15 protein-coding genes and 1 pseudogene are annotated in these 18,055 nt (G+C 69.8%); 4 read left to right on the top strand and 12 right to left on the bottom strand.

Features of this window, described 5'->3' with window-relative positions; all coding sequences use genetic code 11:
• Position 1: 1 nt before the first annotated feature.
• Entirely contained in the window at positions 2–1,555 is a 1,554-nt protein-coding gene (locus ACIGQF_RS07110) for a class I adenylate-forming enzyme family protein (protein WP_399706586.1), read from the bottom strand.
• Between the two features lie 163 nt (positions 1,556–1,718).
• On the opposite strand from ACIGQF_RS07110, the gene ACIGQF_RS07105 reads away from it, so the two are divergent.
• Together ACIGQF_RS07105 and ACIGQF_RS07100 are read left to right on the top strand one after the other, a co-directional pair.
• The gene (locus ACIGQF_RS07105) at positions 1,719–2,243 is read left to right on the top strand and encodes a PadR family transcriptional regulator (protein ID WP_399706582.1); all 525 of its coding nucleotides are present in this window, start codon (positions 1,719–1,721) and stop codon (positions 2,241–2,243) included.
• 362 nt (positions 2,244–2,605) lie between these two features.
• Positions 2,606–2,922: pseudogene (locus ACIGQF_RS07100) on the top strand (hypothetical protein); the annotation flags it as partial.
• On the opposite strand, the gene ACIGQF_RS07095 reads toward ACIGQF_RS07100, so the two are convergent.
• From ACIGQF_RS07095 to hypF, 9 genes are all read right to left on the bottom strand, one after another.
• Entirely contained in the window at positions 2,919–3,914 is a 996-nt protein-coding gene (locus ACIGQF_RS07095; protein WP_399706579.1) for an AraC family transcriptional regulator, read from the bottom strand. The pseudogene ACIGQF_RS07100 and the gene ACIGQF_RS07095 sit on opposite strands and share 4 nt — an antisense overlap.
• 1,519 nt (positions 3,915–5,433) lie before the next feature.
• Positions 5,434–5,694 carry a hypothetical protein gene (locus ACIGQF_RS07090; protein WP_399706576.1) on the bottom strand — a complete coding sequence of 87 codons (261 nt, stop codon included), beginning with the start codon at positions 5,692–5,694 and terminating at the stop codon, positions 5,434–5,436.
• 169 nt (positions 5,695–5,863) lie between these two features.
• A complete protein-coding gene (locus ACIGQF_RS07085) occupies positions 5,864–6,766 on the bottom strand; it encodes a universal stress protein (protein ID WP_399706574.1) in 903 nt (300 codons plus the stop codon).
• 94 nt (positions 6,767–6,860) lie between these two features.
• A complete protein-coding gene (locus ACIGQF_RS07080) occupies positions 6,861–7,676 on the bottom strand; it encodes an HAD family hydrolase (RefSeq protein ID WP_399706571.1) in 816 nt (271 codons plus the stop codon).
• A 3-nt stretch (positions 7,677–7,679) separates the two neighbouring features.
• Complete coding sequence (locus ACIGQF_RS07075) at positions 7,680–8,228, bottom strand: hydrogenase maturation protease (protein ID WP_399706568.1); 549 nt, start codon at positions 8,226–8,228, stop codon at positions 7,680–7,682.
• 50 nt (positions 8,229–8,278) lie between these two features.
• The gene (locus ACIGQF_RS07070) at positions 8,279–9,001 is read right to left on the bottom strand and encodes a CBS domain-containing protein (protein WP_399706565.1); all 723 of its coding nucleotides are present in this window, start codon (positions 8,999–9,001) and stop codon (positions 8,279–8,281) included.
• A 56-nt stretch (positions 9,002–9,057) separates the two neighbouring features.
• Complete coding sequence (locus ACIGQF_RS07065; protein ID WP_399706562.1) at positions 9,058–11,757, bottom strand: GNAT family N-acetyltransferase; 2,700 nt, start codon at positions 11,755–11,757, stop codon at positions 9,058–9,060.
• An 86-nt stretch (positions 11,758–11,843) separates the two neighbouring features.
• On the bottom strand, positions 11,844–12,194 hold the full coding sequence (locus ACIGQF_RS07060; protein WP_399706559.1) for a HypC/HybG/HupF family hydrogenase formation chaperone: 351 nt from the start codon (positions 12,192–12,194) through the stop codon (positions 11,844–11,846).
• A gap of 6 nt (positions 12,195–12,200) precedes the next feature.
• Positions 12,201–14,471: a carbamoyltransferase HypF gene (hypF, locus tag ACIGQF_RS07055; RefSeq protein ID WP_399706557.1), complete on the bottom strand. Its 2,271-nt coding sequence runs from the start codon at positions 14,469–14,471 to the stop codon at positions 12,201–12,203.
• A 236-nt stretch (positions 14,472–14,707) separates the two neighbouring features.
• Between hypF and ACIGQF_RS07050 the strand changes: the two genes are divergently transcribed.
• Entirely contained in the window at positions 14,708–15,649 is a 942-nt protein-coding gene (locus tag ACIGQF_RS07050) for a universal stress protein (RefSeq protein WP_399706555.1), read from the top strand.
• An 825-nt stretch (positions 15,650–16,474) separates the two neighbouring features.
• Positions 16,475–16,846, top strand: coding sequence for an ATP-binding protein (locus ACIGQF_RS07045; protein ID WP_399706553.1), 372 nt, complete (start codon positions 16,475–16,477; stop codon positions 16,844–16,846).
• Here ACIGQF_RS07045 and ACIGQF_RS07040 read toward each other — a convergent pair.
• Both ACIGQF_RS07040 and ACIGQF_RS07035 read right to left on the bottom strand, forming a co-directional pair.
• The gene (locus ACIGQF_RS07040; protein WP_399706552.1) at positions 16,813–17,622 is read right to left on the bottom strand and encodes a response regulator; all 810 of its coding nucleotides are present in this window, start codon (positions 17,620–17,622) and stop codon (positions 16,813–16,815) included. The genes ACIGQF_RS07045 and ACIGQF_RS07040 overlap by 34 nt on opposite strands.
• Before the next feature lie 92 nt (positions 17,623–17,714).
• Positions 17,715–17,975 carry an SHOCT domain-containing protein gene (locus tag ACIGQF_RS07035; protein ID WP_399706550.1) on the bottom strand — a complete coding sequence of 87 codons (261 nt, stop codon included), beginning with the start codon at positions 17,973–17,975 and terminating at the stop codon, positions 17,715–17,717.
• Positions 17,976–18,055: the final 80 nt, after the last annotated feature.

Here is an 18,055-nt window from a genome sequence, read left to right as displayed (position 1 = left end):
GTCACCTGTCTGCCGCTGCGGCGCTGTCGGCCAGCGCGTGGTAGTCACCGGAATCCAGCCCACGGCGGAGGATCTTGCCCGCTCCCGACTTGGGGAGCTCGGCCACGGCGATGAGTCGTTTGGGGCGCTTGAGGGAGGGCAGTCCGGAGCGCTCGCGTACGTAGGAGTCAAGTACCGCCAACGCCTGGTGGGGGGCCATGTCTTCGACGGGAACGAAGAACGCGGTGGCGGCCTGTCCCCACCGGTCGTCGGACAGCCCGACCACGACGACCTCACTGACTGCCGGACAGCGGATCAGCCTGTCCTCGATCTCGTCCGGATAGATGTTCTCGCCACCGGAATTGATCATGTCGTCGACGCGACCGGCGACCCACAGGTCCCCGTCCTCGTCGGCGGTGGCGAGGTCTCCGGGGAAGTACCAGCCGTCGCGGATCGACTTGGCGTCTGCGTCGGGGCGGTGCCAGTAGCCGGCGAATGCCTCCGGACTCTGCAGGGAGATGGCGATCTGCCCCTGCTCGCCGGGGCCGACCAGCGCGTCGGGGCCGGCGTCCGGGACCGGTTCGACCAGGCGGACCCGGGAGAAGACACCGGCCCGGCCCGCGCACCCGGGCTTGGCGATGACGTCGGGCCCCACGGTGAAGGTGTAGATCTCGGTGCTGCCGAAGTGGTTGACGAAGGACTTCGGCTGAAGTGTCTCCGTCAGTTGCTCCACCAGCGCCGGGGTCATCGACGAGCCTGCGTAGGCCAGTTTGCGCACGGACGTGGCTTCCGCGAGGCGGCCGGTGCGCACCAGCGACCAGTAGATCGTCGGTACGAGGTAGAGGCAGCTGATGTGCTCTTCGGTGATGAGCGCGAGTGTCTCGTCCGCGTCGAAGCGCACCTGCGGAGTCCATGTGCCCGCACCGACGAGGGTGGCGATGAGCGTGCGCAGCCCCATGGTGTGGAACAGCGGCATCACGCCGAGCGTCACGTCGAAGGGTGACTGTCCGCTCTGCAGTAGATGGGCGACCGCGGCGTGGTGCTCGGCTCGGTGCGTCCGCGGCACGCCCTTGGGTCTGCCGGTGGTGCCCGAGGTGTAGAGCATGACGCTGGTGTCCTGCTCGGACACCCGGACGTCGAGCGGGCCGTCCGGCAGACCGGCCGCGAGGCGCTCGATCGTCGCATCGGCCGGGTCACCGGAGAGGATCCACGGCAGGGAGTCCATGCCGCTCAGTGCCTCTTCGGCGACGGCGGCGGTCGACGCGTCGCTGATCACCAGCGCGGGCTCGGCATCGGAGAGGCAGTACTGGAGCTCGGAGGCGCTGAAGCGGAAGGACAGCGGCACCGAGACGGCACCCAGCTTCTGGATGGCCAGGTGCAGGCTGGCCAGCGGCTCGCCACCGGCCATCGAGAGCACCACCCGCCCGCCGGGGCGGACGCCGAGCTCGGCCAGGGCCCGCGCCAGCCGGTTGGTGTGGGCGTCCCATTCCCGGTACGTCATCGGGGCCCTGCCGCCGACCGCCCGGCGCTGCGGGTAGCGCTCGGCCGTCCAGCGCATGACCGTGCCCAGATCCATGGTCTTCCCTCTCCCCCGAGGCGCGATTGAGCGATGCACGCAACCGCACGCCCGGACCGTTCTATTCGAACCGTATGTTTCAGACCGTGCGGCTTGAACCTACGGTACGCTTCAGACCATGTCAACGGTCCGGCTCTCAACAACCTCGTTCGTAGTCCTGGGGATGATCGCGACGCGTGGCCCTTCCACGTCGTACGACCTCAAGCGCGCGATCGGCCGGTCCGTGGGCTACTTCTGGAACTTCCCGCACGCGCAGCTGTATTCAGAGCCCAAGCGGCTCCAGAAGGCCGGTCTCCTTGAGCTGCACCAGGAGGACACCGGGCGGCGGCGCAAGACGTACACCATCACCGCAGAGGGCCAGGCCGCGCTGGGCGAGTGGCTGGCCGAGCCGGTCAAGGAGCACTTCGAACTCCGTGACATCGCGGAGATCAAGCTGTTCTTCAGCGAACTGGCGGAACCGCAGGACGTGGCACGGCTCGCCCAGGACCAGATCGAGCAGCACGAAACCCGGATCGCCGAGTACGAAGAGATGCAACACCGCTACGGCCACATCGAAGAGGTCGCCAGCCGCATGATCACCCTGGAACTCGGGCTCGGTATCGAATACGCCGCCCTGGAGTTCTGGCGCAAGGTCCGGGCACGCGCAGAAAGCGGCGACTTCCCGAAGTCCGGCCCGATGCAGCAGTGAGTTTCCAGGTCCGCCAACGCGGCAAACCGCATACCAGGGGAGCCGCGAGGCGGGCGCTCGTCACGTGCTCGGCCCCCCGGGGAGGCCGTGGGGACGGTGGCAGCGGAGCTGCTCGCCGAGGAGGCCACCGAAGCGGCTCGGAAGGACGCGGGACCTGGACGTACCGCCTGCACCTGCCGGCGGGGGCCAGCGTGTCACCCGGCGTCGACGTTGCCTCGCAGGCATCCTGGTGGCACTTGGGATCGGATGCGGCGAAGGCGAAGGGCCCAGCGTGCGGGTGTCGTTTGAGGGCGTGACGGCCGTGGCCCTCCTGGCGTAACCGGATACGCCGACGGAGATCGCGCAGCGCATGGCCCAGGTGCTCCCGGCAGAGGGTGAGGCTCTGCAACGCCTCGACGGTCGTAACTGTGGGTATCGGGGTACTCGTCTGCTACGCGGGTCTGATCGTCATCAACTTGGTGCGGGCGCTGTTCATCCTCAATGGCCGAGTGTTCGCCTCCATGACACGAGCCCCGCTGCACGCCACGGAATACTGGACGTTGTCTGGTTCGTGGCTTCGGTCGCCACCGTGGGTGGAGCGCTGGGATCAGGCTTGGAGAGCGACGAGGCGATCCGGGCAGCGGCCTACTCCAAGCGGGAACAAGAACGTCGCCACATGCTCGAAAACGACCATGCCTAGGTCCCGTGGAGAGTGGTCGAGGGCGTCACGCCATAGCGTTGACGGTAGTCGGCGGCGAACCTGCTTCGGTGTGTGAAGCCCCAGCGGTAGGCGACATCGGTGACGGTCACCTGACCGGGTTCGTTACGACGCAGCTCCTCGTGAGCACGGGCCATCCTAGTCCGGCGCAGGTAGGCCATGGGCGGCATGCCCACGTGCCGGCGGAACCCCTGTTGCAGTCGCCGTATGCTGACCTCGGCGATCTCGGCAAGCAGCGTCACGGTGAACGGATGCTCCGGGTGCGCTTCCATGGCGTCGATGGCGCGCTTGACCGGGGCAGGACGGCAAGGTGGAGCCGGCCGCGCCAGTTCTTCGCGATAAGGGTGATCAGTCGCCAGCAGCAGTCCGATCACCACCGCCTCGTGCAGGCGGTCGGCGACCAGCTCCTGATGGATGAGCCCCTGCGACGTCTGCGCATCTTCCGCGGCCATCCGGACCAGCTGTGCCCAGCTGCGCCCGGGACCGTAAGAGACATCCATGGCGGGTGCAAGCCGAAGGGGTAACCGGATCGGGGCGTCGAGCAGCCGCTCCAACTGCATTTCCAGTTCGGAGCGTTCGACCTTGACCGCGAGAAGTCGGCAATCACCGCTCCACCGGTCCAGCACCGTATCGTGGCCGGGCTGGAAGACCGCGGCCCGGTGCACTGTGGCCAGTAGTGGATCGAGGCGTCCCTGATGCCACGTCATGGACCCGGTGAGCGGCACGTCGATGTGGTAGGCCCCCAGCTCACCGAAGCGCATGCACAGATCTGCCCCGAATTGCAGAGTGCCGAGCGTCACACGGTGGAGCCTGCTGATCGCGAAGTGCCCGGTGAGAACGGCTGATGGCTGGAGCAGGTCGACGACGTTGGAGTAGAAGTTCCGCCCGATGACCTGCCGGGCCTCGTCCAGGTCGTCGGTGCAAAGCCGGACCGGCTGGCCGAATTCGGCTCGGGGGGCCGGAACCTGATACATATCCTCCGTCGCTCCTTTTACGGGACAGCGCTCGTTCGCTCATGCCCGGGGGGCCGGGGGCGGTGCTTCTCTTCCTTCAGAACCAGGCCCGGTGCCAGTGCGTTACGGCTTGGTCGGCCCTGGTGGCGCAGGAGGAGGGTCTCGGCGGTGGTCCGACGATGCTCCTCTTTGACCACCAAGTGTGCGAGCCGGACGATTGCCGCGTCCTCCATGTCCGGCCGTCCTCCGGCAGCGGGCCCGGCCCGGCGACGACGCGGCGGTCCGGGCGGCACCAACGAAGCCACGCGGCCCCCAGCCCAGCAGGCACAAGATCATCTGACATCCGTGGCAGTCTGCCGCTCCACCACCCCGACAGTCGAGCCCCGCAGCGAACTCATACCGCACCGATTCAGTTGGTTGCGTTTACAGGACCACTGTAAGTGTTGACCGGACCATGTCCTCAGGCAACAGGGCTTAGGTTTCTGCCTGGGCCGCTGCCCCTGCGCAGGGCTGCCGACGGGATGCCGCTCGGTGAGTCTGCGGACGGCGGTCCGGGTGCCCAGACCCCGCACCCGGACCGCTGCGCGCTCAGCCGGTCGCAGGCAAAGCAGGTTTGAACCGCACGGCTCGCAGTCCGGTCGGAGACGGGCCCCGCTTGCGTCCCCGACAGCCAAAGGCCCCACCGCCGTGCCGCAGGCCCATCTCTTGGTGGTGAAGAAGACAACGGGCGCCACCTCCGCCGGCTCATCGTTCCGCGATCCCGCGGACGACCTCGCCGACGTTGTTCTACACACCGATCAAGCCGCATGTCCCAATGAGCGGTTCCGACCGTCACGGGTTCCGGGCGGCCAAGCCGTTCGCGCCATCGACCGGCTACAAGCTCACTGCCATACCCAGGGTCCTCGGGCCCACCGATCCTACGAATGACCGGTGCGAGCCGACACGTTGGAGCATCACCGCGCCGATCGCATGCGCGGTGGCTGGAATCGTACTGACGGGTCGTACCGTCCGGTCGTCACGCTGGACGTGGAGACGCCCACCTTTCAGGTGCGCGTCGGACTCGTGCTGGCCGTGCTGCTGTTCACGGATGCCGCCGAGGCCAGAGGGTACGAACGACTGGGCACATCGGTGGGCGAGGGCCGATTGCTGGGCCTGGCCCTGCCGGGTTCCATTGCCCTCACGGCTCTCTTCGGTGCCTTGCTCTTTCCCGGCACGAACCGGTGGCTCCTGACTGTGGCCGCTCTCGTCGTGACACCCATGGACCTTGCCCCGGTCCTCTCCCGGCTGGACCAAAAGTGCACAGCCCGCCGGTCATCAGGAAGCCGACCGGCGGAGCGGAATGGTCACGTGGGCTGGATCTGCAACGTTGCGGCACCTGGAATGCCGGGCTGTGTATCGGTCCCGGCACCGCGGCCGACGGCACGGGCTAACGGGAGCGGAGGGGCAGATGGTTGCACGCCAGGCGTATGCCGACGCTCGACGGCTACTGTGTGGGAAAACTGCTTTTTCTGCTGGTCGGTCGCAGCCGCGTCCGTGCGTATCACTTCCGCCACAGCGTGCGGCGTCGGGCCCGGTTTTCTTCCCAGTAGACGTGTGCGGATCCGAAGACGGCTATCAGGGTGGCGATGACCGCACCCGCGAAGATGCCGACCGTCATGATGACATTCAGGTACTGCACGTTCCGTGCAAGGACCGCCAGCACGACCCAGACGAGGCCGGCTCCGAGCCATATGCGCCAGATGAGCTTGAGTGTGTCGCTACCAGCTTGTTTGGTGTCGCGGTAGCGGTCGTTGCTGGGCATCTTCCCCCCTCATGTCAGGCGGGAGGCACTTGGCCAACTGTGTCCGCAGCGCCAGGCTACTCCGCCTTCTGGGCTGAATCCGTGTTCGTGGAGGAGCAATCCGACGCCGATGGTGATCCCGGGCCCGTTCCATCTCTTTCCACCTCTGAGGTTCGCCTTCGGGTGGAGGTCAGCCGGTCGGGACCAGAACGACCGGGCAGTGGGCGTGGTGGAGGGCCGCGTGGGTGACCGGGCCCAGTTGCAGGCCGAAGGGGCGGGGTCGGCGGTGGGCCGCCAGGATGACGACATCGGCATCCCGACTGCTCTCGACGAGCGCCTGTGCCGGGCTCTGGCAGACGGTCAGTGCGGATGCCCGCACGTCGGGATACTCCTGTGCCAGCCTGGCGATGGCATATTGGGGCACCGCTTCTGCGGCCTTGCGCAGCCCTGCGACATCGTCCCAGCTCAGTTGCGAGGGCCGGGTCCGGTCGGCGTGCGGGGCCGGGAACTGCCAGGCGTGCAGGACCCGCAGTTCGGCTTCGCGGCGGGCTGCTTCGTCGAAGGCGAAACGCAGGGCTTTCACGTTCGGGTCCGCGTCCGTGTCCGATGCCAGGCCGAGGACGGCTGTGCCGTGGATGCGGTCCACGCCACCGCGCACCACCATCAGCGGGCTGGTGCAGTGAGCCGCGACGCGCAGGCTGACCGACCCGAGCAGCAGTCCAGCGAATCCGCCGTGCCCACGGGTACCGACGACGGTCAGTGAGGCGGTGCGGCCGCAGCGCAGGAGTGCGTCGGCGGCGGATTCCGTCGTCAGCGAGGGGATCATAAGGGTGTTCGGCGCCCGGGACCGGGCTCGTTCCACGGCGCCGTCCATCATCCGGCGGGCGCTGCTGTAGAGCAGCTTGCCCTCGTCGTCCTGGACCCCGTAGTCGGGCAGTGGGCGCTTGGGCCAGGGCCAGCCGGCCAGGATCTCCAGGGCCGCGTCACGGCGCCGGGCCTCATCGGCCGCGCAGTCCAGAGCCCGCTCGGCGTGGGCCGAGCCGTCGAATCCGATGACTACCCGGCCGTGTGGTGCTTGCGGCGGATGGGACATAGGGAACCTCCTCGGATCGGGTCTACGCGTCACGGGTCGCCCGGTCGCCCGGTCGCCCGGTCGCCCGGCCTGCCTGCGCCGCGCCGAAGCGGAATCATGCGCGCGGGACGAGTTCCGCCAGGCTGCGGGTCACATGGGCCGCTCCGTGCCTGTACAGCTCGACGGCGTTGTTCGTGTGTCCCTCCCGGTCCACTCCGAGGGTGAGCGTGAAGCCGCCGCTGCGGGCCGCGGTGATCCATGCGGGCGCCGCGACGACGACGGCGCTGTGCTCGGGCGCCGTCCGCAGTTGCCGGGCGGCTTCGATCAGCAGGGCCGGGTCAGGGGCGGCCGGCACTTGGAGCGCCGCGCGGTCGCGGCCGTCGACGATGGCGTCGAACCTGCTGGTCAGGCCTGCTCCCTCCAGCAGCCGGCGGCCGTGCCGGGAGGCCGAGACCGCGGCGACGGGGAGGGCACGGGCGTGCATCGCGGCCACGAGGTCGAGGCTGTCAGGCCATACGGGTACGCCGTGCCGGCGCACCTGCTCGTCGAAGTATCGGTCCTCGTCGGCCACCAGCGCCCGCAGCACGCCGGGAGAATCGGGATGCCCGGGGTCGTAGATGCCTCGGGAGGTGAGGAAGGCCTGAAGGCCGTCGAGCCGTGCCCGGCCCTGGAAGAAGCGGCGGAAGTCGGTCTCCGGATCGAACGGCCGGACGGAGAGGCGGTGTACGTGTCCGTTGTCTCGGAGGAAGGCGTCCAGGGTGCGTTTCCAGGCTCCGGCGTGCAGTCGTGCGGTGTCGGTCACGAGTCCGTCGATGCCGAGGAGCAGGGCCCGGCACTGAAGCAGCCGGGAGCGGGCGGGGGCGGGGGAGACGCGGGAGGGGGAGACGTGGGTGTCGGCGTACGTGCTGCGCTCTCGCTGGTATGTGCTCATCGATCACACCTCCTGAGCGCTGTCGTCGGAGCGAGCGCTTTCGTCGGAGCCGGGTACCCCGCGAGCGGTGGCGTCGCGGTGCCGGACGATCTCCGCCTCCACGGCGTCCGTCAGGGGTTCGACGGTGTCGGCCACTGCCTGGGTGAGGCCGGTGCCGATGGAGTGGTCCGCGCCTTCGACGGCCAGGACGAGAAGGCGTCCGGGCAGCCTGCCCAACGCCTCGGAGAGTTGCAGAGCTTCACCCAGTCCCAGGCCGTGGGAGCTGGTGGGCGGTGGGGGCAGGTGCGAGGTCGTGAGGCTGATGCGGTGCACGCGGCCCGGATGGCCGGGTTCGGCATGGGCGGCGTCAATGACCACGGCCAGCTCCATGCCGTCCCAGAGGGCGATGAGCCGGCCCGGGTCCCCTTCGCATTCCGCGAGCCGGACCGACGGCGGCAGTGGGCGGCCGAGCGCTCGTTCGCGCAGGCGCTGGACCACGGCGGGGCCGATGCCGTCGTCGTGCCGGAAGGCGTTGCCGACACCGATCACTGTGATGCGGAATGGCTGGACCATGGCGGGCCTCCGGTTGTCAGTGGGAGCGCTGCCCGGAGTGTTCGTCCGGATCAGATCCGTCGCAGCCACTCCTCGGTGATGCCGTGCAGGGCTTGTTCGCTCGGCCGGAGACGGGAGTCGTCCTCCTGGTAGCCGAGATGGTCGATGACCTCGACGACGCCGTCGATGCGGGAGGTGAGGCGGAGGGCGAGAGGGATCTCACTGCGGCGTTGGAGGGTGCCCGTGAGGGTGACCGTTCCGCCGTGCACACTGACGTCGATGGTGCGGGGCTCAAGCCACAGGGTGCGGACCAGGACCTCGTCGACGACCTCTTTGCGGATGTCGTCGTCGGAGCGCAGGAACACGCCCAGGAGGTCGCCACGGGTGACGATGCCCATCAGCCGGCCCTCGGCGTCGATGACGGGCAGCCGGTTGCAGTGGTGCCGGGCCATGACCCGGGCGGCTTCGACGAGGGACTGACGTGGGCCGACGGTGATGGCGGGCTTGGTCATCAGATCGGCGACCGTGGTCGCGCGGCTCTTGGCCCGCACAGCACGTGCACCGTCGAGCGTCAGGTGGGGGAACCGGCGCGGCCGTTCGTCGTCCTGGACGGTCTGCCGGGCCATCAGGTCGGTCTCGGACACTACCCCCAGCACCTTGCCGTCACCGTCGACGACGGGGGCGCCACTGATGCGGTGCTGGGCGAGCAGGCGCGCGATGTCTTTGAACACCATGGCTGGCTCGGCAGTGACGACGTCACGGTTCATGACGTCGCTGACGGATCGGTGATGCATTGTTCCGCTCCTTCCTGCTGTTGCGTGAGCGGTGGCAGGTGATGCCGGGGCCCTGGTCAGCGGGCCCGTAGGCGGCGCAGGTACGGGGCCTCGGCCGTGCGGGGTGCCAGCCGGATGCGCACGTCCAGGGCGGTCACGGCCCCGGGGCGGGCGAGTACCGGATTGACGTCCGCCTCGGCGAGTTGCGGCAGGTCGCAGGCCATGCGGGAGAGGCGGTGCAGGAGCTGTTCGAGGCCTTCGAGGTCGACCGGGCCGTCACCGTGCTGTCCGAAGAGCAGTGGAGAGCAGCGGGGGGCGGTGATCAGGGCGTGCACGTCCTGGTCGGTGAGCGGTGCCAGCCTGGCGGCGTGATCAGCGAGAACTTCGGTTGCTGTGCCGCCGAGGCCGAAGAGGATGAGTGGTCCGAAGACGTCGTCGTGCGTCACTCCGGCGACGAGTTCGACGCCTCGCTCGGCCATGGGCTGTACCACCGCCCCCGTCATCAGTTCGCCGAACCTGTCGGTGAAGTCCCGGTAGGCCGCGCGCACCGCCGCCGGGCTCCTCAGGTCCAGGCGTACGGCACCGACCACGCTCTTGTGCACGATGCCGGGCCAGTGGGCCTTGAGGGCGGTCGGCAGGCCCAGGCGTTCGGCGGCCGCCGCGGCGGCGTCCGGACTGTTTGCCCAGGCCCAGGGCTGCTGGGGTATCCCGTACGCATCCAGCAAGGCACCACACAGCCGGGGATCGGCCCAGCCGCCCTCGGGCGTGTGCTGGAGGAAGTCGTCCACGAGGAGGGCGGCGGTCGGAGCGTCGATGCGGTCGAGGGCGGGTATCGAGCCCAGTGGTTCCGCGCGCCATCGGGCGTATTCCACCGCATGGCCCAGCGCCCGGGCCGCGGCGGCCGGCTCGGCGTAGGCGGGAACGGACCGACCTTCCGACGCCGGCAGCAGACGTACCGGCTCCGCCTGGTCCAGGAGAGCGGCGAGGAGCGGCCGGCTCCGGCTGCCCGCCGGGTGGATGAGTGCCTCGACCGGATTGTCACCGCTGGCCGCGGCGAGTGCGGTGGGCACCAGTACGGCCAGTACGGCGTCGACCGCACCATGTTGGGCCAGCCGGTCCAGGCACTGGGCGAACGCGATCGAGGTGACGGCGGGTGTGGTGTCCACCGGGTTGGCCACGCGCGCTCCCGCGGGCAGCGTGGCAGCGAGTTCTGCTGCGAGGGTGGCGGGCAGTTCGGGAACGGTCAAGCCGGCTTCGGCGCAGGCGTCGGCGGCCAGGACCGCGGCGCCGCCCGCGTTGCTGACGATCGCGACACGGGGGCCGGCCGGGAGTGGCTGGGTGTGCAGGAGGGCTGAGGTCTCCACGAGTTCGCCCAGTCCTGTGGTGGGGATGATGCCGGCCTGGCGGAACAGGGCACGGCGGGTCATGGTCGGGGTGGCCAGTGCGGCGGTGTGGGAGGCGGCGGCGCGCCGGCCGGCCTCGGAGCGGCCCGCGTCGACGGTGAGGACCGGCATGCGCCGGGCCAGTCGGCGTGCGGTACGGGAGAAGGCGCGCGGGTTGCCGAAGGACTCCAGGTGCAGCACCGCGAGGTCGGTCCGGCCGTCACACTCCCACCACTGCAGCAGGTCGTTGCCGCTGACGTCGTACTTGTCGCCGAGCGAGACGAAGCTGGAGACGCCGATGCCCAGCCGGGAGAGCGCGCCGAGCAGTGCGATGCCCACCCCGCCGGACTGGACGGCGACCCCGGCCGTGCCGGGACGCGGTGCGGCGGCGGCGAACGTCGCGTCCAGCCGCACCGCCGGGTCGGTGTTGGCCAGACCCAGACAGTTGGGGCCGACCAGCCGCATACCATGCCGCCGGCAGGCCGCCAGCAATTCGGTCGCTTCCCTGTTTCGCAGTCCGGCACCGACGACCACCAGCGCTCGCACCCCGCGCGCACCGCACTGTTCCGCCACGTCCGGCAGCGTATGAGCGGGTACCGCGAGCACCGCCAGCTCGGGCGTTTCCGGCAGCATGGCGACGGTCGGGAAGGCCGGCACGCCGGCGATGGATGCGGCATGCGGATTAACCGCGTACAGCACGCCGTTGAAACCGTTGCGGCGAAGGTTGGTGAGAACGGCGCGGCCCACCGAGGTTTCCTTGCGGCCGGCCCCGATGACGGCGACCGACCTCGGCCGCAGCAGGGGGCGCAGGCTGGCCACATCGGCGGTACGCCCTCGGGCGTCGACCGCCATGAGGTACTGCTCGTCCTCCTGCAGTTCGATGGTGCTGTACACCTCGCCCTGCTCGAAGCGCCGGGTCGTGCGCAGCCCCAGATCCGCGACGACCTTGAGCATCAGGTGGTTGTCGGCCAGGGACTCCGCCGTGAACGCGGTGACACCTGCGGCGCGAGCGGTGTGCGCCAGGTGCTCCAGGAGAAGGGTGCCGACGCCGTGCCCGTGCCAGTCGTCGGCTACCGTCAGGCCGATCTCAGCGAGCTGTGGCCGGTCGGGGGAGTCGATGCGGTGGTACTCGGCGACGCCGATGACCTTGTCACCGACGAGAGCGAGCAGTGCCTGATCGGTGGGGCTGCTGAGTGTGCAGACGCGCTCGGCGGCGTGCTCCGCGCTGCGCCTGCTCGCGGCGAAGAAGCGTCGGCGCAGATTGTCCGCTGACATGCGCCGGTACATCTCCAGAACGCGCTCGCGGTCGTCCGGGCGGACGGCCCTGATGGTCGCGGTAGTACCGTCCGTCAGAAGCGCGTGCACCGCATCCGGTCCCTCGGCATGCGTGGCCATTGCTGCCCCTTCGCCGAAACGGGCTGAATTCCTGAGGCCATCGTCCGGCCGGGGCCGGCCCGGGGTTGAGGGGCCGGGCGGGACCGCTACGGGGCTGAACGGCCCTCCTCCGGCCGGGCCGTCGGCCCCGGGCCGGACAAGGCGGTGTCGCGGCTCAGCCGCATGCGCGCATCATCACCGGCGGGCAGGGGCTCACCCAATTCGCCCGCCACGGCATCCCCCATCGCCCGCAGCACGTCGAGGGTGCGCTGCGCCTCTTGTTCGTCGACGGTGGTGATGGCGAAACCGACATGCACGATGACGTACGCACCGACGGACGCACCGGGGGTGTATTCCAGACACACCTCACGGCGCACACCTCCGAAGTCCACCGTCGCCATCCGCAGCCCGGCATCGTCGTGGACCGACAGGATGCGGCCGGGTATGCCCAGGCACATGGCTGCTCACGTTCCCCTCTGGAGGAGCCGGGCGGCGGCGATGGCTGCCTGCCCGTAACTGATTCCGCCGTCCCCGGGCGGTACGGCGCTGCCGACGTAGACCTCCACGTCCAGTGCCTGTAGCAGCCGGCGTACGTCGGTGACCAGGCGGCGGTTGGCGAAGCAGCCGCCCCCCAGGCACACCGTCCGCGGCGCGCCCGCGCCGATCGCCTTCTCGACGAGGGCAGCGGTCACCTCGGCGATCGTGGTGTGAAAGGCGGCGGCGAGCCGGGCGGGGCCCCGTGACTCCGAAGACGGGAACAGCGCCGCCAGGGTCGGGGCCGGATCGTAGACCCACAGACCGTCCACGCGCACCAGCCGCCAGGGCAGCGCGGGTGCGCGCAGCCGGCCTGCCGCGCTTTCCAGGGCGACTGCTGCCTGTCCCTCGTACGACACCTCGCCGCACACACCGAGGAGCGCCGCGGCAGCGTCGAAGAGACGGCCCGCGCTGGAGGCCCTGGGGGAGTTGATGCCGCGGCGCACCATGGTGCGCAGTGCGGTGTGTGCACGGGCATCGAACCGGTCGGTGAAGGACGCAGTCGCCTCCGGCGGGGGCATGGGTGCACCGAGAGGCTCGGCGCCGTAGAGGTAGCCCAGGGCCATGCGGTCGGGGTGGCGTACCGCCGCCTCCCCGCCGGGCAGCGGAGCGGTGGCGAAGCGGCCGATCCGGCGGAAGCGCGTGTAGTCGGCGAGCAGCACTTCGCCGCCCCACAAGGTGCCGTCGTCGCCGAGGCCGAGCCCGTCGTAGGCCACGCCGAGGAAGGGGCCGCGCAGGCGGTGCTCTGCCGCGCAGGCGGCGATGTGCGCATGGTGGTGCTGTACGGCGATACGGTCCTGCGCCGGGAATCGCAGCGCCCACTGCGTGGACAGGTACCGCGGGTGGAGGTCGTGGGCCACCGACTGCGGAGTGATGCCGGTGAGCCGACCGAGATGCGTATAGGCACCCTCGAACGCTTCCAAGGTATCGGTGTCGTGCAGATCTCCCGTGTGTGGTCCGAGCACGGCCTGCCGGCCGTCCGCCAGGGTGAAGGTGTGCTTGGACTGGGCCCCCACGGCGACCAGGGGAGTCGTTGCGGGCCGCGGCAGGGGGAGCGGAGCCGGTGCCAGGCCGCGGGCCCGGCGCAGCGTCATGCGGGTGCCGCCCACCACTTGGACGACCGAGTCGTCGTACCGCGAGCGGATGCCGCGGTCGTGGGTCAGGAAGCCGTCAGCGATCCCGGCCAGCCGCTCACGGGCGTCGACATCGTCGATCGCGAGGGGTTCTCCGGAGACATTGCCGCTGGTGACGACGAGCGGACGGGCCAGGTCGCGCAGGAGGAGGTGATGCAGGCCGCTGGTGGGCAGGAAGATGCCGATGTACCCGGTGCCCGGATGGACCGCCGCGGACGGTACGGAACTGCCGGTGCGGGCGGGGAGCAGCACCACCGGCCGGTCCGGTGAGGTCAGTTCCCGGGCGGCGGTCCTGCTGACATGGGCAAGCCGCCGAGCTGCGTCCGGGTCGGGGACCATGACCGCGAGCGGCTTGTGCGGGCGGTGTTTGCGCCGGCGCAGTTCATCGACCGTATCGGGCCGGGTCGCGTCGCACACTAGCTGGTAACCGCCGAGGCCTTTCAGCGCGAGGATGCCGCCTACCGCCACCAGCCCCTCAGCGGCTTGGAGAGCGGACTCGTCCCGCAGTGAATCGCAGATGAGCCGGGGACCGCAGCGCGGGCAGGCGAGGGGCTCGGCATGGTGACGCCGGTCCGACGGATCGTCGTACTCCCTCGTGCACGCCGCGCAGAGGCCGAAGCCGCCCATGGTCGTATGAGTCCGGTCGTACGGCAGCGCCTCGATGACGGTGGCACGCGGGCCGCAGTCCGTGCAGTTGATGAAGGGATGGCGCAGGCGCCGGTTGCCGGGGTCGAAGAGTTCCCCGATACAGGCGTCGCAGGTCGCGGTGTCCGGTGGAATCTCGCGGATGCCGCTCTGTGGTGGCCCGGCAGCACTGGGGCCGATGGTGAAGCCCTCGCCGGGCGGCGTGTCGTCCGGCGCACGGTCGATCTCGACGCTGCCGACCGCTGCCGACGGAGGAGCCTGCGTACGTAGCGCTGTGACGAGCCGGGACAAGGACAGCGGTGGCCCGGCAGCGACGATCACCACGTGTCCGTTGACGTTGCGTACCGTGCCGTCCAGTCCCAGACGGGTCGCGGTGCGGTGGACGAAGGGGCGGAAACCCACTCCTTGCACCCTTCCGCGCACGACGATCCGCACCTCGTGCCGATCTGGCGCATCGCGGGCCGGCGCAGTGGCCCGGACCGGGAAACCGTCCCCGCCGTTCGTCGTCCGGGTTCTCGGCTCTGGCTCATCCATGGTGCAGACATCCCTCCGCTGCGGCTGTCGTCAGCTTGAAGCCCGGCCGACGTGACGCGCCCGGGGCCGAAAGGCCCTGAACCAGTGCCGGACCGGCCCCTGTCCGGGGCCGGTCGGCAGACGTGATGCTGTCCGCAGATTCCGCAGATTCCGAGACGGGCCGCCTGTGCCGCGGTGACGAGAAGGGCAGCATCATGGAACATCCGCTCGTCGTGGGAGTCGATGGTTCGAACGCCAGCCTGGATGCGGTGGACTGGGGAGCGGACGCGGCCGCGCGGTACGGGATTCCCCTGCGCATCGTGTACGCCTCGCGCTGGGAAAGGTACGAGGGGCACCTCCCTGACTGGTCGACCGAGCGCCCCTCCGAGCGCGTCATGGAAGAGACGATTGTCGGCGTCGCGGCCGAACGGGCCTCTCGCCGCGTGCCGGAACTGGACGTCACCACCTATCTCGCTCCGGACGAACCGGTGGAGGCTCTGCTGGCCGAAGGGCAACGTGCCAAAGCAGTGGTGGTCGGGCATCGTGGCCGCGGACGGCTGACATCGTTGCTGCTCGGTTCGGTGGGGCTGGGCGTGGCGGCTCGCGCTCACTGCCCCGTGATCGTGGTGCGCGGTCGTACGGGAAACATCCGCGGCGAGGCATGCAAAGTGGCCTTGGGTGTCAGTGAGCGCGCGGCGGGCACCACGGCAGCGACGTTCGCCCTCGAAGAGGCCGCCCTCCGCCACTGCACCGTCGAAGCCGTCCACGCGTGGCGCTGCGCCGGCACCGAAGTACCCGAACAATGTGGCGCACACGGCGAATACCGAGCCGAACACGAGCGCCGCGCAGCGGAGTTGATGGACGGAGTGCTGAACAAGCCGGTTGCCGCGTTCCCGCAGGTGACCGTGGAGTACCGGACGGTCGAGGGAGCTCCGGGCACCGTGCTGGTGGCGGCGTCGCACGCCGCCGACCTGCTCGTGGTCGGCGCGCACCGACGGCAGGGACATGCCGGGCTGCAGCTCGGCCTGGTCAACCACACGGTGCTGCACCACGCACAGTGTCCGGTCGCCGTCGTCCCGGAACCCTGAGCGTCCACGGATTGCTTCATCAAGCGCTGAACCGGCAGGTACCGGGGGAGGAGGAACTGCCGCCGTTGCTCTCTGGCCACGGGATACTCGGCGAGCTGATCCACCACCCGAAGCCGTTGCGGCTGACGGATCTCACCGCTCATCCCAGCAGCTACGGATTCCCTGAGCACCACCCGCCGATGCGGACGTTTCTCGGCGTGCGGATACGGGTCGTGATGAGGTCTTCGGCAATCTCTACCTCACGGAGAAGCGCGGCGAGGCGCAGTTCGACGCCGAGGATCAGGCCATGCTCTCGATGTTGGCGGCCGCCGCGGGCGTGGCCATGGACAATGCGCGGCCGTACCACGAGAGTCGGCGGCGGGAGCAGTGGCTCGAAGCGCTGGGCGGGATCACCAGCACCCTGCTGTCCGGCGCGGGGACCGGTGAGGTGCTCGGCCTGATCGCACGGTGCAGTGGCGAACTGGCCGACGCCGACTCGGTGGCAGTCTTGCTTCCGGACCCTGCCACGGGTGAGCTGATCGCAGCAGTCGCACAAGGGGAGGGCGCGGAGCAGCTCGTGGGGTCGGCGGTGCCGCGTGACGGTCGCTCGCCGGCCTGGCTGCCCGGACCGGTGAATCCGAGGTCACTACCGACCTCTCCACTGATCCACGGGGGGTACGCGGCGCAGCCCACACGTTGGCCGCCGGCCCGGCCGTCGCCGTTCCGCCGCGGAGCGACGCCCCGACCCGCGGTTCCCTCAGGCTCTGCCGCGTACAGGACCGGCAGCCGCTCTCGGCCAGCGACGTACGGCTGATCTCCGGGTTCGCCGAGCAAGCAGCTCTCGCCTTGGAGCTGGACCGTGGACGCCGGGAGTCGGAATTGCGCATGGAGGGGCCGGTCGACACCGACGTGCCGTCGGCGACAGCGGAACATCTGCTCGCCGTACTCACCGAGGCGCTGAGCAACATCGCCCCGCATGCCCACGCCCGGCGCGTGGACGTGACCTTGACCGTTGCGGACGAGACCGTCCTCAGTGTCACGGACGACGGGGCGGGCCTTGGCTCCGGAGCGTCGGGCCGGGGAGGCCTCGCCGACATCCGGTCCCGGGCCGAACAGCTCGGCGGCACACTGCATTTGAGACGCCGGACCAGGGCGGTACTCGCCCGGTTCGGCGTGTTCCGTTGTCAGGGTAGGTCACGGCGCATCCGGGCCGGATGATGCCGATGCGTTCGAGGACCGGCGCCGCCCCGCCCGTATGCCCCGAAGCCGGTGGCCCTGCCGCCCTCCTCCGGCGGCTCTCCCCGCTCCCGTACCCTCTCGGCGATGACCGCGGCCTGTATCCGCCTGCCCACCTTCAGCTTGTTGAGGATGGCGGAGATCCGGTTCTTCACGGTCTTCTCGGCGAGGTAGAGACGTTCGGCGATCTGCCGGTTGGTGAGGCCCTCGCCGATCAGATCGAGAATCTCCCGTTCGCGCGGGGAAAGCTGGGAGAGTTCCGGCGGGTCGGTGGTGCCACGGCCGGCAGGGCTGCGGACACGCGCCAGCACGCGGGCGGTTGCACCGGGATCCAGCATCGACTTGCCTGCCGCGAGGGTACGTATGGCTGTCACCAGGTCCGATCCTCGGATCTGCTTGAGCACGTAGCCCGCGGCTCCGGCCATGATGGCGTCGAAGAGCGCTTCGTCGTCATCGAACGACGTCAGCATCAGACAGGCGAGCTCAGGGAGGGCGGCGCGCAGCTCGCGGCAGACGCTGATGCCTTCCTGATCCGCATCCTCCGCCATGGAGCCCAGCCGGACATCGAGTACCGCAACATCGGGCCGCAGGGCAGGGGCCCGGGCGAGTGCCTCACGGGCGTCGGCCGCTTCGCCGACGACGGTCAGGTCCGGCTCCGAGCTGAGCAGGTCCTGTAATCCGCGGCGGACGAGTTCGTGGTCATCCAGCAGGAAGACCCGGATGGAAGGGGCGTCGGGCGACGCCGGACTGGCGTTCATACTGCCGGGTTCCGTCCTTCTCCTCAGCAAGACGTGGTCTGGCCGCATCGACCAGCGGCTCGGTGTCCGTCCGGGGACCCGCATGCGCCGGGTCAGCTGCCCCGCAGAGCCCTGAGGCGGCGCTGGTACTCCTCCTCGTCGATCTCGCCCCGTGCGAGACGCTCTGCCAGGACCTGTTGCGGTGTCTGATGGGCCGGCGGTATGCCCGGGTCACGGTGGCTGCGAACGAGGGAGCGGACGAGAAACGCCATCCCGACGAGCAGCAGGCTCCAGAAGATCAGCTGCGCGATTGCCATCGCGATGAATCCCCATCCGGTCATGCCGGTGCCGTATCCGTACATCACGTCACTCACCTCCTGGGGAGTCGACCCAAGCGTGCGCCGACGGGGGAAGGGGAGCCATGGGCCGGTCAGCCCTGCCCGCTGCCGGTCGG

This window comes from Streptomyces sp. NPDC053560 (genome assembly GCF_044544605.1).
Lineage (GTDB): Bacteria > Actinomycetota > Actinomycetes > Streptomycetales > Streptomycetaceae > Streptomyces.
Note: the sequence above shows the minus strand (reverse complement) of the source record. Positions and strands in the feature narration are given on the sequence as shown.

What these genes read in the sequence shown, in the direction of transcription:
- ACIGQF_RS07110 (WP_399706586.1), bottom strand. Translation starts at nt 1,555, where the DNA reads ATGGATCTGGGCACGGTCATGCGCTGGACGGCCGAGCGCTACCCGCAG.
- ACIGQF_RS07105 (WP_399706582.1), top strand. Translation starts at nt 1,719, where the DNA reads ATGATCGCGACGCGTGGCCCTTCCACGTCGTACGACCTCAAGCGCGCG.
- ACIGQF_RS07095 (WP_399706579.1), bottom strand. Translation starts at nt 3,914, where the DNA reads ATGTATCAGGTTCCGGCCCCCCGAGCCGAATTCGGCCAGCCGGTCCGG.
- ACIGQF_RS07090 (WP_399706576.1), bottom strand. Translation starts at nt 5,694, where the DNA reads ATGCCCAGCAACGACCGCTACCGCGACACCAAACAAGCTGGTAGCGAC.
- ACIGQF_RS07085 (WP_399706574.1), bottom strand. Translation starts at nt 6,766, where the DNA reads ATGTCCCATCCGCCGCAAGCACCACACGGCCGGGTAGTCATCGGATTC.
- ACIGQF_RS07080 (WP_399706571.1), bottom strand. Translation starts at nt 7,676, where the DNA reads ATGAGCACATACCAGCGAGAGCGCAGCACGTACGCCGACACCCACGTC.
- ACIGQF_RS07075 (WP_399706568.1), bottom strand. Translation starts at nt 8,228, where the DNA reads ATGGTCCAGCCATTCCGCATCACAGTGATCGGTGTCGGCAACGCCTTC.
- ACIGQF_RS07070 (WP_399706565.1), bottom strand. Translation starts at nt 9,001, where the DNA reads ATGCATCACCGATCCGTCAGCGACGTCATGAACCGTGACGTCGTCACT.
- ACIGQF_RS07065 (WP_399706562.1), bottom strand. Translation starts at nt 11,757, where the DNA reads ATGGCCACGCATGCCGAGGGACCGGATGCGGTGCACGCGCTTCTGACG.
- ACIGQF_RS07060 (WP_399706559.1), bottom strand. Translation starts at nt 12,194, where the DNA reads ATGTGCCTGGGCATACCCGGCCGCATCCTGTCGGTCCACGACGATGCC.
- ACIGQF_RS07050 (WP_399706555.1), top strand. Translation starts at nt 14,708, where the DNA reads ATGCTGTCCGCAGATTCCGCAGATTCCGAGACGGGCCGCCTGTGCCGC.
- ACIGQF_RS07040 (WP_399706552.1), bottom strand. Translation starts at nt 17,622, where the DNA reads ATGAACGCCAGTCCGGCGTCGCCCGACGCCCCTTCCATCCGGGTCTTC.